Origin of the sequence: Rhizobium changzhiense, from assembly GCF_013087625.1 — a bacterium.
GTDB lineage: Bacteria > Pseudomonadota > Alphaproteobacteria > Rhizobiales > Rhizobiaceae > Rhizobium > Rhizobium sophorae.
In genome coordinates this window covers 1,433,687-1,446,183 of the sequence record NZ_JABFCQ010000001.1, presented here as the reverse complement: position 1 = coordinate 1,446,183, position 12,497 = coordinate 1,433,687, and the positions used below count along the sequence as shown (strand labels likewise).

10 protein-coding genes and 1 pseudogene are annotated in these 12,497 nt (G+C 61.6%); 7 read left to right on the top strand and 4 right to left on the bottom strand.

Annotated features, from left to right (window positions below):
- Positions 1–29 precede the first annotated feature (29 nt).
- Positions 30–980, bottom strand: a complete 951-nt coding sequence (gene sppA / locus G9X68_RS07200; protein WP_171601810.1) for a signal peptide peptidase SppA — start codon at positions 978–980, stop codon at positions 30–32.
- A gap of 225 nt (positions 981–1,205) precedes the next feature.
- Between sppA and lptC the strand changes: the two genes are divergently transcribed.
- From lptC to ptsN, 7 genes are all read left to right on the top strand, one after another.
- Complete coding sequence (gene lptC, locus G9X68_RS07195; protein WP_171601809.1) at positions 1,206–1,871, top strand: LPS export ABC transporter periplasmic protein LptC; 666 nt, start codon at positions 1,206–1,208, stop codon at positions 1,869–1,871.
- Positions 1,872–1,886: 15 nt separating this feature from the next.
- Complete coding sequence (locus G9X68_RS07190) at positions 1,887–2,519, top strand: LptA/OstA family protein (RefSeq protein WP_171601808.1); 633 nt, start codon at positions 1,887–1,889, stop codon at positions 2,517–2,519.
- A gap of 40 nt (positions 2,520–2,559) precedes the next feature.
- A complete protein-coding gene (gene lptB, locus G9X68_RS07185; protein ID WP_003556077.1) occupies positions 2,560–3,336 on the top strand; it encodes an LPS export ABC transporter ATP-binding protein in 777 nt (258 codons plus the stop codon).
- 153 nt (positions 3,337–3,489) lie between these two features.
- Complete coding sequence (gene rpoN, locus G9X68_RS07180; RefSeq protein WP_171601807.1) at positions 3,490–5,049, top strand: RNA polymerase factor sigma-54; 1,560 nt, start codon at positions 3,490–3,492, stop codon at positions 5,047–5,049.
- Positions 5,050–5,175: 126 nt separating this feature from the next.
- Complete coding sequence (locus G9X68_RS07175) at positions 5,176–6,099, top strand: DMT family transporter (protein ID WP_171601806.1); 924 nt, start codon at positions 5,176–5,178, stop codon at positions 6,097–6,099.
- A gap of 292 nt (positions 6,100–6,391) precedes the next feature.
- A complete protein-coding gene (hpf, locus tag G9X68_RS07170) occupies positions 6,392–6,967 on the top strand; it encodes a ribosome hibernation-promoting factor, HPF/YfiA family (protein ID WP_017958734.1) in 576 nt (191 codons plus the stop codon).
- A 70-nt stretch (positions 6,968–7,037) separates the two neighbouring features.
- On the top strand, positions 7,038–7,502 hold the full coding sequence (gene ptsN / locus G9X68_RS07165) for a PTS IIA-like nitrogen regulatory protein PtsN (protein ID WP_017995882.1): 465 nt from the start codon (positions 7,038–7,040) through the stop codon (positions 7,500–7,502).
- A 73-nt stretch (positions 7,503–7,575) separates the two neighbouring features.
- On the opposite strand, the pseudogene G9X68_RS07160 reads toward ptsN, so the two are convergent.
- The 3 genes and pseudogenes from G9X68_RS07160 to G9X68_RS07150 form a co-directional block, all read right to left on the bottom strand.
- Positions 7,576–9,914: pseudogene (locus G9X68_RS07160) on the bottom strand (methyl-accepting chemotaxis protein).
- Between the two features lie 346 nt (positions 9,915–10,260).
- The gene (locus G9X68_RS07155; protein WP_171601805.1) at positions 10,261–11,160 is read right to left on the bottom strand and encodes a ribokinase; all 900 of its coding nucleotides are present in this window, start codon (positions 11,158–11,160) and stop codon (positions 10,261–10,263) included.
- Positions 11,161–11,264: 104 nt separating this feature from the next.
- Positions 11,265–12,491: a DNA recombination protein RmuC gene (locus G9X68_RS07150; protein WP_171601804.1), complete on the bottom strand. Its 1,227-nt coding sequence runs from the start codon at positions 12,489–12,491 to the stop codon at positions 11,265–11,267.
- Between the last annotated feature and the right edge of the window lie 6 nt (positions 12,492–12,497).

Genomic DNA, 12,497 nt, shown 5'->3' with positions numbered 1-12,497 from the left:
ATTCGCCCCCTTAAATTATTGATTTCTTATCAATCGCGGCCAACCTGCCAAACTGAAAGCAGCCCGTCAAGAAGCAACTTTGGGGGCAGGATTCCATTGATATCCTGGGTTTTCACGAGATCATCATAACCGAAGATCGCAATCAACCGAGAAACAGCCCCAGCGAGCAGAAAGGGCGTATTGCTCTTCCTGTCCCAGTCCACCATCGGCAGATCGGCGTTAACGCCGCGTGACGTCAGATAGGCGCGGATCTCAGCCTCGCCGCCGATCGCATCGACGAGTTTCGCCTTCAGCGCCTGGCGGCCGGTATAGATCGTGCCGTCGGCCAGTTTCAGCACCTCGTCACGCGGCAGCTTGCGCCGGTCGGCGACCAGGTCGACGAACCAGTTGTAGCTGTCGACCACCATGTTGCGGATCATCGCCTTGGCGTCCTCGCTCGCCTCGTGAAAGGGTGAGGGCTCGGCCTTCAGCGGCGAGGACTTGATCTCCTGCAGCGAGACGCCGATTTTGTCGAGCAGCGGCTGGATCTGCGGATACTGAAAGATGACGCCGATCGAACCGGTGATCGAGCTGTCGCCGGCAATAATCGTATCGCCGGCGGTGGCGATCATGTAGCCGGCGGAAGCGGCAAGCGTGCGCACGTCGGAGACGACGGGCTTCTTGGCAGATATCGCCCGGATCGCCTTGAAGACTTTCTCGCCGCCATAGGTCGTGCCGCCGGGCGAGGAGATCGAAATCACCGCTGCCTTCACCTGGTCGCTGGTCTCGACCTTCTTCAGCCGCTCCAGAAGCTCGTCGTCGTCGACGATCAGCCCGGAAATTGTCACATGGGCGATATGCGGGCGCTGCGTCCCGGCCTCGCCCACGGCAAAGCGGTAGAAGGCGAAACCAAGTGCCACGATGAGGGCCACCGCGATGACGCGCCAGAAGCCCAGCTTGCGGCGCAGCCGCCGGCGATCTGTGATGATCGAACTGTCCATAGAAACCTCCAGCGCTGGCACCGGCTTCGGCATGGCGCCGATCGATCCGGTGAAATAGGGTGGCAGCGGCCCGTACGAATGCCACTTTTCAATGTTTTTCCGTTTTGTTGCTTGTTGCAGAAAAAATTCCATATTGGCAAGCCAATGTAATAATGCGAAACGAACTGTGATTGGCGGCCGGCTTTGTTATCGAGGCGCGGCGATCACCGCACATGGACGAGGCCTATGCTCGATACCCTGAAGAACAACGGACATGCCGCCTATTCAGGGTCCGGCAACAGTGCCTATGGCGATGCGTTGTTCCATTCCGCCCGCGTGCGGCGGCTGAAGATATTGCTGCCGGTGGCGGCCCTCATCGTCGCGGCGAGCCTCACCGCGGTGGCGTTGGTCAGCATCTATCTGCCCGAAAACATCAAGATGGAAGGCGCCAAGATCGAGAATGGCAAGGTCGTGATGGAAAAGCCGGCGATATCAGGTCGCAATTCCGACGGTATCAATTATTCGATGCTGGCCGAAAGAGCGCTGCAGGATATCCGCAATCCCGATCTCATCACCCTCGAGACCATCAAGGCCGCCGTGCCGATGAATGACGGTCTGATCGCCCGCGTCGTCGCCTCGACCGCCGATTACAACCGCGCCACCGACAACCTGCATATGACGGCCCCCTTCACCCTGGTGCTGAGCAGCGGCCTCAATGCGAATTTCCAGTCCGCGCAGCTCGACATCAAGGGCGGAAACATGCGGAGCGACGACCCCGTCACCATCACCAAGGACAATGCCTCCATTGTTGCGAAGACGCTTCAGATAACCGATAAGGGGCGGGTGATCACATTCGAGGGGAATGTTCGCATGAATGTCGATCCATCCACCATCCATAAACAGGGCACTTAACCAGCCGGGTCATCCATGACAAAAGATTGTCGCATTTCCACTTGCAAGACAGGCATGGCATTCATTGCCGGCGCATTTGCCCTTATTCTGACGGCCACGGGCGCCGGCGCGCAGCAGGCGACGGCGACGATGCCGGGCATGAAGCTGTCCAACGACCAGCCGATCCAGATCGAAAGCGACAAGCTGGAGATCCACGACCAGGAACACACCGCGCTCTTCACCGGCAACGTCAAGGTCGTCCAGGGGACGACGACGATGCAGTCCGGCAAGATGACCGTTTATTACAAGGACAAGGCGGCAAAGCCGGCCGCTGACGGCGCGCAGCCCGCAGCGCAGCCGCAGCAGTCGGCCTCGCTTGCATCGGGAAGTGCCGATATCGACAAGATCCTGGTGACGGACAAGGTCTTTTTGACCTCGGGCACGCAGACGGCGACCGCCGATGACGGCAATTTCGACATGGCCTCGCAGACATTCATCCTCACCGGCAAGCAGGTCGTGCTGTCGGACGGACCGAACGTCTTCAAAGGCTGCAAACTGACGGTTCACATGCAGACTGGCCAGGCGGAGCTTGAAAGCTGCGGCGGGCGTGTCCAGATTCAGCTCGATCCGAAATCGCAGCCGAATGCGCAGCAGCAGAAGCAGAACTGAGAAGCCGGCCTCCCACGTGAAATTATCATCGCTATCCACCATGTTCGGCAAGCCCGGGCCACAAGCTGCGGGCGCTGCCGACAAGAGCCGCTATCAGGGAACGCTGATCGCACGGGGTCTGACCAAGACCTATGCGACGCGGCGCGTCGTCAACGGCGTCTCGCTGGTGGTGCGCCGTGGCGAGGCTGTCGGCCTGCTCGGCCCGAACGGCGCCGGCAAGACCACCTGTTTTTACATGATCACCGGCCTGGTGCCGGTCGATGAAGGCACGATCGAGATCGATGGCAACGACGTCACGACCATGCCGATGTACCGCCGCTCGCGCCTCGGCGTCGGTTACCTGCCGCAGGAAGCCTCGATTTTCCGTGGGCTGACGGTGGAAGAGAATATCCGCGCCGTCCTCGAAGTGCATGTGAAGGACAAGGCCGAGCGCGAGCAGAAGCTGAACGAGCTGCTGGAGGAATTCCATATCCAGAAGCTGCGCAAGAGTGCCGCCGTCGCCCTGTCCGGCGGTGAGCGCCGCCGCCTCGAAATCGCCCGTGCGCTTGCGACCGACCCGACCTTCATGCTGCTCGACGAACCCTTTGCCGGCGTCGACCCGATCTCGGTCGCCGATATCCAGAATCTCGTTCACCACTTGACGGCGCGCGGCATCGGCGTTCTCATCACCGACCACAATGTGCGCGAGACGCTGGGTCTCATCGACCGCGCCTACATCATCCATGCCGGTGAGGTGCTGACCCATGGCCGGGCCAACGACATCGTCAACAATCCGGAAGTGCGCCGGCTCTACCTCGGCGACAATTTCAGCCTGTAACGCCGGATGTCGCAGAAATTCACCGTGCCGTCATACTTCCGCTTGACCAAATACGATAAAAAAGCAATTTTTGGGCCAACTTGGATTTCCGTGGCCTGAAGCCTTGATCGGACGCGGTTTCCCGGAGGAATCGAGGGGAGTTTCGCGTCCGTCATGGCACTGTCCGCCAATCTTTTCCTGCGCCAGACCCAGTCTTTGGTGATGACACCGCAACTGATGCAATCCATCCAGTTGCTGCAGATGACGCATTTCGAACTCAACCAGTTCATCGCCCAGGAAGTGGAGAAGAACCCGCTGCTCGAATTTCCGTCGAACGACGGCGAGGCGGGCGGCGAACGCGGTGAAGCCGAAGATGGAGAATATGCTCATCAGCCGGAGGATGCCGGGTCGGACGACGGCTACGACAACCGCACCGAGGCGCTCTCCAGCGATTGGTATGACAATGGCGGCAGCGCCAGCACCAGTCGGCTGAACGACGAACTCGACGCCAATTACACCAATGTCTTTCCTGATGATGGTGCCCCGCAGCGCCTCGATGCGCCGGAGCTCGTCAGCCAGTGGAAGTCGATGCCGGGCAGCGGCGAGGGCGCCGACTACGATCTCGACGATTTCGTCGCCGGCCAGGTGTCGCTGCGCGATCATCTCGCTCAGCAGATCCCCTTCGTCCTGCCTGACATGGCCGACCGGCTGATCGCGCAGAATTTCGTCGACCAACTCGACGACTGCGGTTATCTGCAGGCCGATATCGTCGAGGCCGGCGAGAGGCTGGGCACGAGCCTCGCACAGGCCGAGCGCGTGCTCGCCACCCTCCAGAGCCTTGATCCGCCGGGTGTTTTCGCCCGCAGCCTCGCCGAATGCCTGGCGATCCAGCTCAGGCAGAAGGACCGATACGACCCGGCCATGCAGGCTCTGGTCGAAAACCTTGAACTGCTTGCTCGGCGCGATTTTGCCACGCTGAAGCGCCTCTGCGGCGTCGACGAGGAAGATCTTCTCGACATGCTCGGCGAGATCCGCCAGCTCAATCCCAAGCCCGGCAGCGGGTTCGAGGCGGGCGTTTCCGAAGCGATCATGCCCGACGTGGTCGTCAGAGCCTCTTCGGATGGCGGCTGGCTGGTCGAGCTCAATCCGGATACGCTGCCGCGCGTGCTGGTCAACCAGTCCTATTTTTCCCGCGTGACCCGCAATGGAGAGGATCACGCCTTCCTCTCCGATTGCCTGCAGAGCGCCAACTGGCTGACGCGCAGCCTCGATCAGCGGGCAAAAACCATCATGAAGGTGGCAAGCGAAATCGTTCGCCAGCAGGACGCCTTCCTGCTGCACGGCGTCGATCACCTGCGCCCGCTGAACCTGAAAACGGTCGCCGAGGCGATCAAGATGCATGAATCCACCGTCAGCCGCGTCACGTCGAACAAATATATGCTGACGCCGCGCGGCCTCTTCGAACTCAAATATTTCTTCACCGTCTCGATCAGTGCCGTCGCCGGCGGTGACAGCCATTCGGCCGAGGCGGTGCGTCACAAGATCCGTGCGCTGATCCTGCAGGAGAGCCCGGAGGCGGTGCTTTCCGACGACGATATCGTCGACATGCTGAAGAAGGGCGGTGTCGATCTCGCCCGCCGCACCGTTGCGAAATACAGGGAGGCAATGAACATTGCCTCTTCGGTCCAGCGCCGCCGCGAGAAGCGGGCGCTCGCCAAGGTCGCGGGCTTCTGACGCAGCAATGCTTCGACCTCGATCGAAGCATCCGGCCTGCAAATCCCATTATTCCTCTCCAGCGCCCAGGTCTTTTCAGACGCGCAACGGCTGCAACCCTTTGAATTGTCTTCAACGAAGATCGAAATGCCGACGATGACGCCGCAAAATCCGAACCTTACCAGGGAGCTTTTCCTGCTGCTGGTGCTGGCGACCCTCTGGGGTTCCTCCTACAGCTTCATCAAGATCGGCGTCGAGACGATCCCGCCGATAACGTTGATAGCCGCCCGCACGCTGATTGCCGGCGGCATTCTGCTGGCCGTCCTGCGCCACCGGCGTGTCCGTCTGCCGCGCGATCGTGCGACCTGGCGGCGGTTTTTCGTTCAGGCCTGTCTGAACAGCGTCGTCCCCTTCACGCTGATCGCCTGGGCGGAGCAGTCCGTCGATGCCGGACTGGCGGTCATCCTGAATTCGGCAACGCCGATCTTCACCTTCCTGCTGGCCGTGCTGATCACCCGCCATGAGCAGGTGACGCTGCGAAGGCTCTTCGGCGTTATGGCCGGGCTTGCCGGCATCTGCCTCGTCATCGGCGTCGAAGCGCTCGGCGGTCTCGGTGAAAACCTGACGGCGCAGCTTGCCATCATCCTGGCGACCGTCTGTTATGCAGGTGCCGCGATTTTCAGCAAGAACTTCAAGGGGCTTGATCCCGCAGTGCCGGCGGCCGGTTCGTTGACCTCAGGCGCGGTCATTCTCTTGCCGATAAGTCTCGTCGTCGATCGGCCGTGGGAACTCGATCCTTCGGCGGCATCGATGCTGGCGCTGCTGGCCCTCTCTGCCTTTTCGACGGCGCTCGCCTTTGTGATCTATTTCCGTCTCGTTCAGACGCTGGGTTCGGTCGGAACCACCGCGCAAGCCTATCTCAGGGTGCCGATCGGTGTTGCGATCGGCATCGTCTTCCTCGGCGAGAGGCTGAGCCCGACGGCCTGGATTGGACTCGTCTGCGTCATATCGGGTGTCGCCGCCATGACGATCCCCGCAAGAAGGGACGCAACGCAAGCGCGAAACGCGTAAGATGTATTGGGTGGCGATCGGCGGCATGCCCTGCCAGGCAAGGTATCCGCCACCCGTTGACCGTGTGCCGCCGAGGGTGATTCGGCGCCCTATTGACTTTTCGGCAAGCTCTGGCTAGAAGCCCGCCGCAATCGATGCCGCGAACGGCGTCTGGAGTTATCCCCAGCATCAGAAGGGCACCAAGGACCCGCAGGCCTAAGCCGATCTTGCTTGAGATTGTGCGAAGTGCTTGGATGAACCTGAGGCTTGGCGTAAACTGATACCCGCAAACGACCATAAGAAGGGAAACTCCATGAGTGTGCGTGTATCCGGGAAACATATGGAAATTGGTGAATCCTTCCGTCAAAAGATCGAGGACCAAATTGGTATGGCCATCACGAAATACTTCGACGGGGGATATTCCGGCCAGGTGACCGTGGAAAAGGCGAGTTCTCGTTACTCGGCGGATTGCAAGCTGCATCTCGACAGCGGCGTGGTGTTGCATGCGGCCGGCGAGGCGACCGACCCGCAATTGGCTTTCGACGCCGCCTCCCAGCGGATCGAAAAACGGCTGCGGCGTTACAAGCGCAAGCTCAAGGACCATCACGCCGGAAACCATCTGAATGGTTTTGCAGAGGTTTCCTACACGGTCATGGATTCCGTTCCTGATCACGATGATGAAATCGCCGACGATTTCGCTCCGGCGATCGTCGCAGAAAGCACGAAGCAGCTGAAGACCATGTCGGTCGCCACCGCAGTGATGGCGCTCGACATGACCGACGAGCCGCTTCTCCTGTTCCGCAGCCCCGGCAAGGAACATCTGAACATCGTTTACCGTCGGCACGACGGAAATATTGGCTGGATCGATTCGGCCAGTATCAAAGGCTGAGATCAGCGTGGTGAGCGGCGGCATTGCCGCCGCTCCTTGCATTTGATCCCGGCGACAGAAGGAAAAAGAAATGGCATTGGCAGATTTGCTCCATCAGGATGCGATCATTCCCGCCCTCAGAGTAAATTCCAAGAAACAGTTGCTTCAGGAATTGGCTGCAAGAGCCTCCAGGATCACCGGGCTTTCCGAACGGGAGATCTTCGACGTCATCCTGCAGCGGGAACGCCTGGGCTCGACCGGAGTCGGCAACGGCATCGCCATTCCCCACGGCAAGCTGGGAAACATCCATTCGATCGTCGGCATCTTCGCCCGGCTGGAGCAGCCGGTCGATTTCGAGGCGCTGGACGACCAGCCGGTCGACCTCGTGTTCCTGCTGCTTGCACCGGAAGGCGCGGGCGCCGATCATCTCAAGGCTCTGTCGCGTATCGCCCGCGTGCTGCGCGATCACGATCTGGTCGCCAAGCTGCGCGCCACCGATTCCGCCTCGGCGATCTACGCCTTCCTCAACGAAGAGCAGACGTCGAACGCTGCCTGAGCTGCATTAATCTCCGAATGTGAAAAGGCGCCGGGTCTCCCAGGCGCCTTTTGCATTATGAGGGGCTGAACGATCAGAACTCTTCCCAGTTGTCCTGTGCCACGGCAGCGGATCCGCGCGACGGGGCAGTCGCGCGACGGACCGCCGGGGCGCTCGCGCGAGGCGAAGGGGCTGAAGTCGCCGGTGCCCGCATCTTTTGCGCGACAGAGGCAAGGGCTGCGGCGTTGCCCGAACCCGAGACATTGAAGCGGGTGGCGAGCGCCTTCAGCGTTCGTGCCTCGTCGTTGAGTGCGACGCTGGCCGCGGTCGCTTCCTCTACCATCGCCGCATTCTGCTGCGTCACCTGGTCCATCTGGTTCATGGCTTGATTGATTTCCTTCAGGCCGACAGCCTGTTCGCTGGCCGATGCCGAAATCTGCCGGATGAGGTCGTTGATGCCCATCACCTGTTCGGCGATCTTGTGCAGCGTGCTGCCGGCGCGCCCGACGAGATCGACGCCCTCCTTGACCTGGACGGCCGAACTGTTGATCAGCGTCTTGATTTCCTTGGCGGCATTGGCAGAACGCTGTGCAAGTTCGCGCACCTCCTGGGCGACGACGGCAAAACCCTTGCCGGCTTCCCCGGCACGCGCCGCCTCGACACCGGCGTTGAGCGCCAGCAGGTTGGTCTGGAAGGCGATCTCGTCGATGACGCCGATGATCCGCGAAACCTCCGTCGAAGATTGTTCGATCCCTTGCATCGAGGCGATTGCCTTCTGCACCACTTCACCGGACTTTTCGGCATCCTGGCAGGCGAGGTTGACGTTGTCGGCTGCCGTGCGCGCATTTTCGGCGCTGGAATCGACCTGCGCGGTGAGCTCGTTGAGCGCGGCCGCCGTCTCTTCCAGGCTGGCTGCCTGCTGCTCGGTGCGCTTGGCGAGATCGGAAGCGCTGTTGCTGATTTCACCGGTGCCGGAGCCGATATTGGCGACGCTGAGGTTCATCGTGTTGATGGTCTCTTCGAGGCTCGCGAGCGCGGCGTTGAAATCCTGTTTCAGCTTGCCGTATTCGCCGGGGAACTCGTCGGTGATGCGGTAGCCGAGATTGCCCTGCGACAGCGCGGAAAGGCCGGCGCCGACGATTGAGACGATATGGCGCTGCAGCGACACCGATTCCTGGCGTTCCGATTCCGAGCGGCTGCGCTCGGTCTCGGCGGCTTGCGCTGGTCGGCGGCCTCGTCTTCGAGGCGGCGGCTGTCGGCGAGCGTGAAGCGAAAGCCTTCCAGCGCCTTGGCGACCGAACCGACCTCGTCGCTGCGGTCCTGGGCAGCGACCGGTTCGTCATATTGGCCGTCGCTCAGCGCCCTGACGCTGGCGACAAGCCCGCCGAGCGGCCGCTGCACGAAAGAGCGGACGGCGAAATAGAGCGCCAGCATGACGGCGCCAAGCACGATCAGCCCGTTGATGATCATCATGTAGGTCTGGTCTCGCACCGGCGCGTTGATCGCCGTGTGCGGCACGTCGACGAGCACGACCCAGGTGGCGTTGACGCCGGGAACCGAGAAGGGATAGACGACGCGATCGAAGGGATCGAGGCCGTCATAGGTGAGGTTCCTGACGAGGCCGGGCTGTTTGCTCGACAGCGCCGACTTGACGATGTCGGCACCTTCGCCGTCATATTCCTTGGTCATCAGGTCGGGGATCGGCGCGACGATCCAGTTGCCGGCCTGCGACAGCAGCGTGACGCGGCCCGAACCGAAGGGATGCAGCGCCTGCAGCTTGTCGGTCAGCGACTTCAGCGAAATGTCGACGCCGCCGACGCCGATCATCTTACCATCAGACATGACCGGATAGGCAATCGAGGTCAGCAGCGTCGGCACGTCGGTTCCTTCGGCCATATAGGGCGTGGTGATCGCGCCCTTGCCGCTGTCGGCGGCGAGCTTCCACCATGCGGCGGTATAATCATTGTCGAAGGTCGAATATTGGATGCCGCCGTCCTTGGTCTTCGACCAGTAAGGCGTGAAGGCGCCGTTCTTGTTGGTGCCTTCGTCATTGTTGTTGGCGATCTCGGTGCTCTTGCCGTCAAGCGCGCCGAGCTGCTCGCAGAACCAGCTGCCGAAGGCGAAGGCATTCTGCTCGAGATTGGCCTTCAGCACGTTGATCATGCCCTTGCGATCGAGCGACTTGCCTTCATGGCCGCGGCCGATGACACCCGACATGGTACGCGCGGCGCTGGCGAGCTCCCCGACATTGGCGGCGATTTCATTGGCGATCGATTTTGCCTCGAGGTTGGCCTGATCCATCGTCAGCGTCTGGACGCGATCCCGGGTCTGGCCGATGAGGAAAAAGTTCGAAACGATGAGAACAAGTGCGATGGCGATGCCGGTGATGACGATGAGTTTCGCGGCAAGCGATTTCATGCGAAAAATGAACATGGGGTCCTCGGGCAAGGATGCGCCGAACGGGCATTCTCCGGCGCAGGAGCAAAGGCTTCGCCCCGTCATGGAGCCGCCGCCTACAGCGCTGCGCGTCTTTTCAGACGCGCAAAGGACGCTGTAGCACTTTGAAACGCTGCATAATTTTATCCTTAAATCGATTCCGATTTAAGGAATTATGCAGTGACGGCCGGATTCCAGAAGGTGGGAGACGCCGGCGGCCATGAGGAACATCGCCGGAAATCTCTTAAATTTGAATGAAACTCTATCGAACGGGGCCATGAAAATCGCCGGAACGCCCTGAATTACAGGGAGTTTTGCCGACGGCTTCGCAAAGAGACGCGGACTATATCCTGTCTGCGACTTCCTCGCTCAAAGGGATCGAAGGTTGCGCCCCGGCCTTGAGGCATGCGAGCGAACCGGCAACCGCCGCACGGCGTAGCGCCGAGACAAAATCGAGGCCGTCGTCGAGGCTGGCGGCGAAATAGCCGCAGAAAGTGTCTCCGGCGCCAACCGTATCGACAGGTTCGATCTTGAGACCCTGCGCCCTTGAAATCGCGCCGTCGCGAATGGCTATGACCCCGTCGGCGCCGAGCGTCACGATCAGCGTCTGGCCCGTCTCCGCATGCAGGCGCACAAGGGCTGCCTCGCGCGCTTGGGCGTCCATGCCCTCCTGCCCGGCGAGCCGCTCGAACTCGGTCTCGTTGGCGATGACGATATCGGCGAGCCGGCCGAGGCGGGCCGCATCGGGGATCAGCGGCGCGAGGTTGAGGATGCTGGTGACGCCCTTGGCGCGGGCGGCCGACAGCGCGCGTTCGACGGCGGCAGCCGGCACTTCGAGCTGCAGCATCAGGATATCGCCTTCGTTCATGCGGCCGATCGCCGTCTCGGCATCGGCGGGCGTGACGAAGCCATTGGCGCCGGGAACGACGGCAATCATGTTTTCGCCGTCGCCGCCGACAAGGATCAGCGCCGCACCTGTGGGACCGTCGACATGTTTGATCAGAGAAAGGTCGGTGCCTGCATCATCGAGCAGGGCAAGCGCCTCCGCAGCGAAGGCATCCTTGCCGACGGCGCCGGCCATATGCACGTAACGTCCGGCGCGGCGCGCTGCCAGCGCCTGGTTGGCGCCCTTGCCGCCGGCGGCCGTGGCAAAGCCGTTGCCGGCCACCGTCTCGCCGGGCTTCGGCAGGCGCTCGGTCGTGGCGATGAGATCCATGTTGATGGACCCGAAAACTGTGATCATGAATGTGTCCCGTCTTCTAGAGCATGATGCCGAAAAGTGTGATCGGTTTTCGCACGACATCATGCTCCTAGTGCTTCATGCGGGCGAGACACTGCCCGAAGCGGTCACTCCTCGTCAACCACCCGGAGCTTGAGAAGGCCGGTGCGGCTTTCGACCGATTTGACCGCGGCTTCGCCGTCGCGGGCGGTTTTTGCATCGCCGCCCCCCGCCTCGAATTCCAGCGCTTCGATCCTGGCGCCGCGCTTGGTGAGCTTGTCGGCTGACGTGACCACCATGTCGATATCCTTCTGCGCCATGGCGAAATGGCCCTGCAGTTTGCGCACCCGCTCATCGAGGCGGCTGAGATCGTCCATCAGGATCGCCACTTCGCCCTGGATTAGATGCGCCTGCGCCCGCATGCGCTGGTCCTTGAGCACGGCCTGGATGACCTGGATCGACAGCATCAGCAGCGACGGCGAGACGATGACGATGCGTGCGCGATGCGCCTTCTGCACCACCGGCTCGAAGTGCTCGTGGATCTCGGCGAAGATCGATTCTGACGGCACGAAGAGAAAGGCCGTATCCTGGGTTTCGCCCTGGATCAGATATTTCTCGGAAATGTCCCTTATGTGGACCTCCATGTCGCGGCGGAACTGCTGGCCGGCGATCTTGCCGGCCTCGGGACTGCCGGCGTCGCGGATCGCGTTCCAGGCTTCGAGCGGAAATTTCGCGTCGATCACCAGCGGCGGCGCGCCGTTCGGCATGCGGATCGTGCAGTCCGGCCTCGAACCGTTGGACAGCGTCTGCTGGAAGGCGTAGGCGCCCATCGGCAGACCGTCGGCGACGATCGTTTCCATCCTGGACTGGCCGAAGGCGCCGCGCGTCTGCTTGTTGGACAAAATGGCCTGCAGCCCGACGACATCCTTGGCGAGCGTCTGGATATTGTTCTGCGCGGCATCGATGACCGCCAGCCGCTCCTGCAGCCGCTGCAGGTTCTCATGCGTCGATTTCGTCTGCTCGGTGATCGTCGAGCTGACGCGCTGCGACATGCCGTCGAGGCGTTGGCTGATCGTCTGGTTGAGTTCGCTCTGCCGTGCGCCGAAGACCTCGGTCATCGCCGCGATGCGGCCCTGCATCTCCGCCTGGATCTTCAAAAGCTCGGCCATCCGCGCTTCGTTTTCCTGAGCACGAAAGCTCGCTTCCTCCGCCTGCTCGCGGCGAAGGCTGGCGCCGCGCAGCAGAAGCACGATCACCAGCAGGGCGAGGGCGGCGAGAACGGCGCCGATAAGCGCCAGCATGGCCGGGCTGATCGAGGCAAGGGCAAGAGAGAGCGATTCGGAATGGATGGTCATGCCGCA

Bases quoted from the DNA above. Each gene is read 5' to 3' on its own strand.
- G9X68_RS07175 (WP_171601806.1), top strand. From the start codon at position 5,176: ATGCCGACGATGACGCCGCAAAATCCGAACCTTACCAGGGAGCTTTTC.
- G9X68_RS07155 (WP_171601805.1), bottom strand. From the start codon at position 11,160: ATGATCACAGTTTTCGGGTCCATCAACATGGATCTCATCGCCACGACC.
- hpf (WP_017958734.1), top strand. From the start codon at position 6,392: ATGAGTGTGCGTGTATCCGGGAAACATATGGAAATTGGTGAATCCTTC.
- lptC (WP_171601809.1), top strand. From the start codon at position 1,206: ATGCTCGATACCCTGAAGAACAACGGACATGCCGCCTATTCAGGGTCC.
- sppA (WP_171601810.1), bottom strand. From the start codon at position 980: ATGGACAGTTCGATCATCACAGATCGCCGGCGGCTGCGCCGCAAGCTG.
- G9X68_RS07150 (WP_171601804.1), bottom strand. From the start codon at position 12,491: ATGACCATCCATTCCGAATCGCTCTCTCTTGCCCTTGCCTCGATCAGC.
- lptB (WP_003556077.1), top strand. From the start codon at position 2,560: ATGTTCGGCAAGCCCGGGCCACAAGCTGCGGGCGCTGCCGACAAGAGC.
- ptsN (WP_017995882.1), top strand. From the start codon at position 7,038: ATGGCATTGGCAGATTTGCTCCATCAGGATGCGATCATTCCCGCCCTC.
- G9X68_RS07190 (WP_171601808.1), top strand. From the start codon at position 1,887: ATGACAAAAGATTGTCGCATTTCCACTTGCAAGACAGGCATGGCATTC.
- rpoN (WP_171601807.1), top strand. From the start codon at position 3,490: ATGGCACTGTCCGCCAATCTTTTCCTGCGCCAGACCCAGTCTTTGGTG.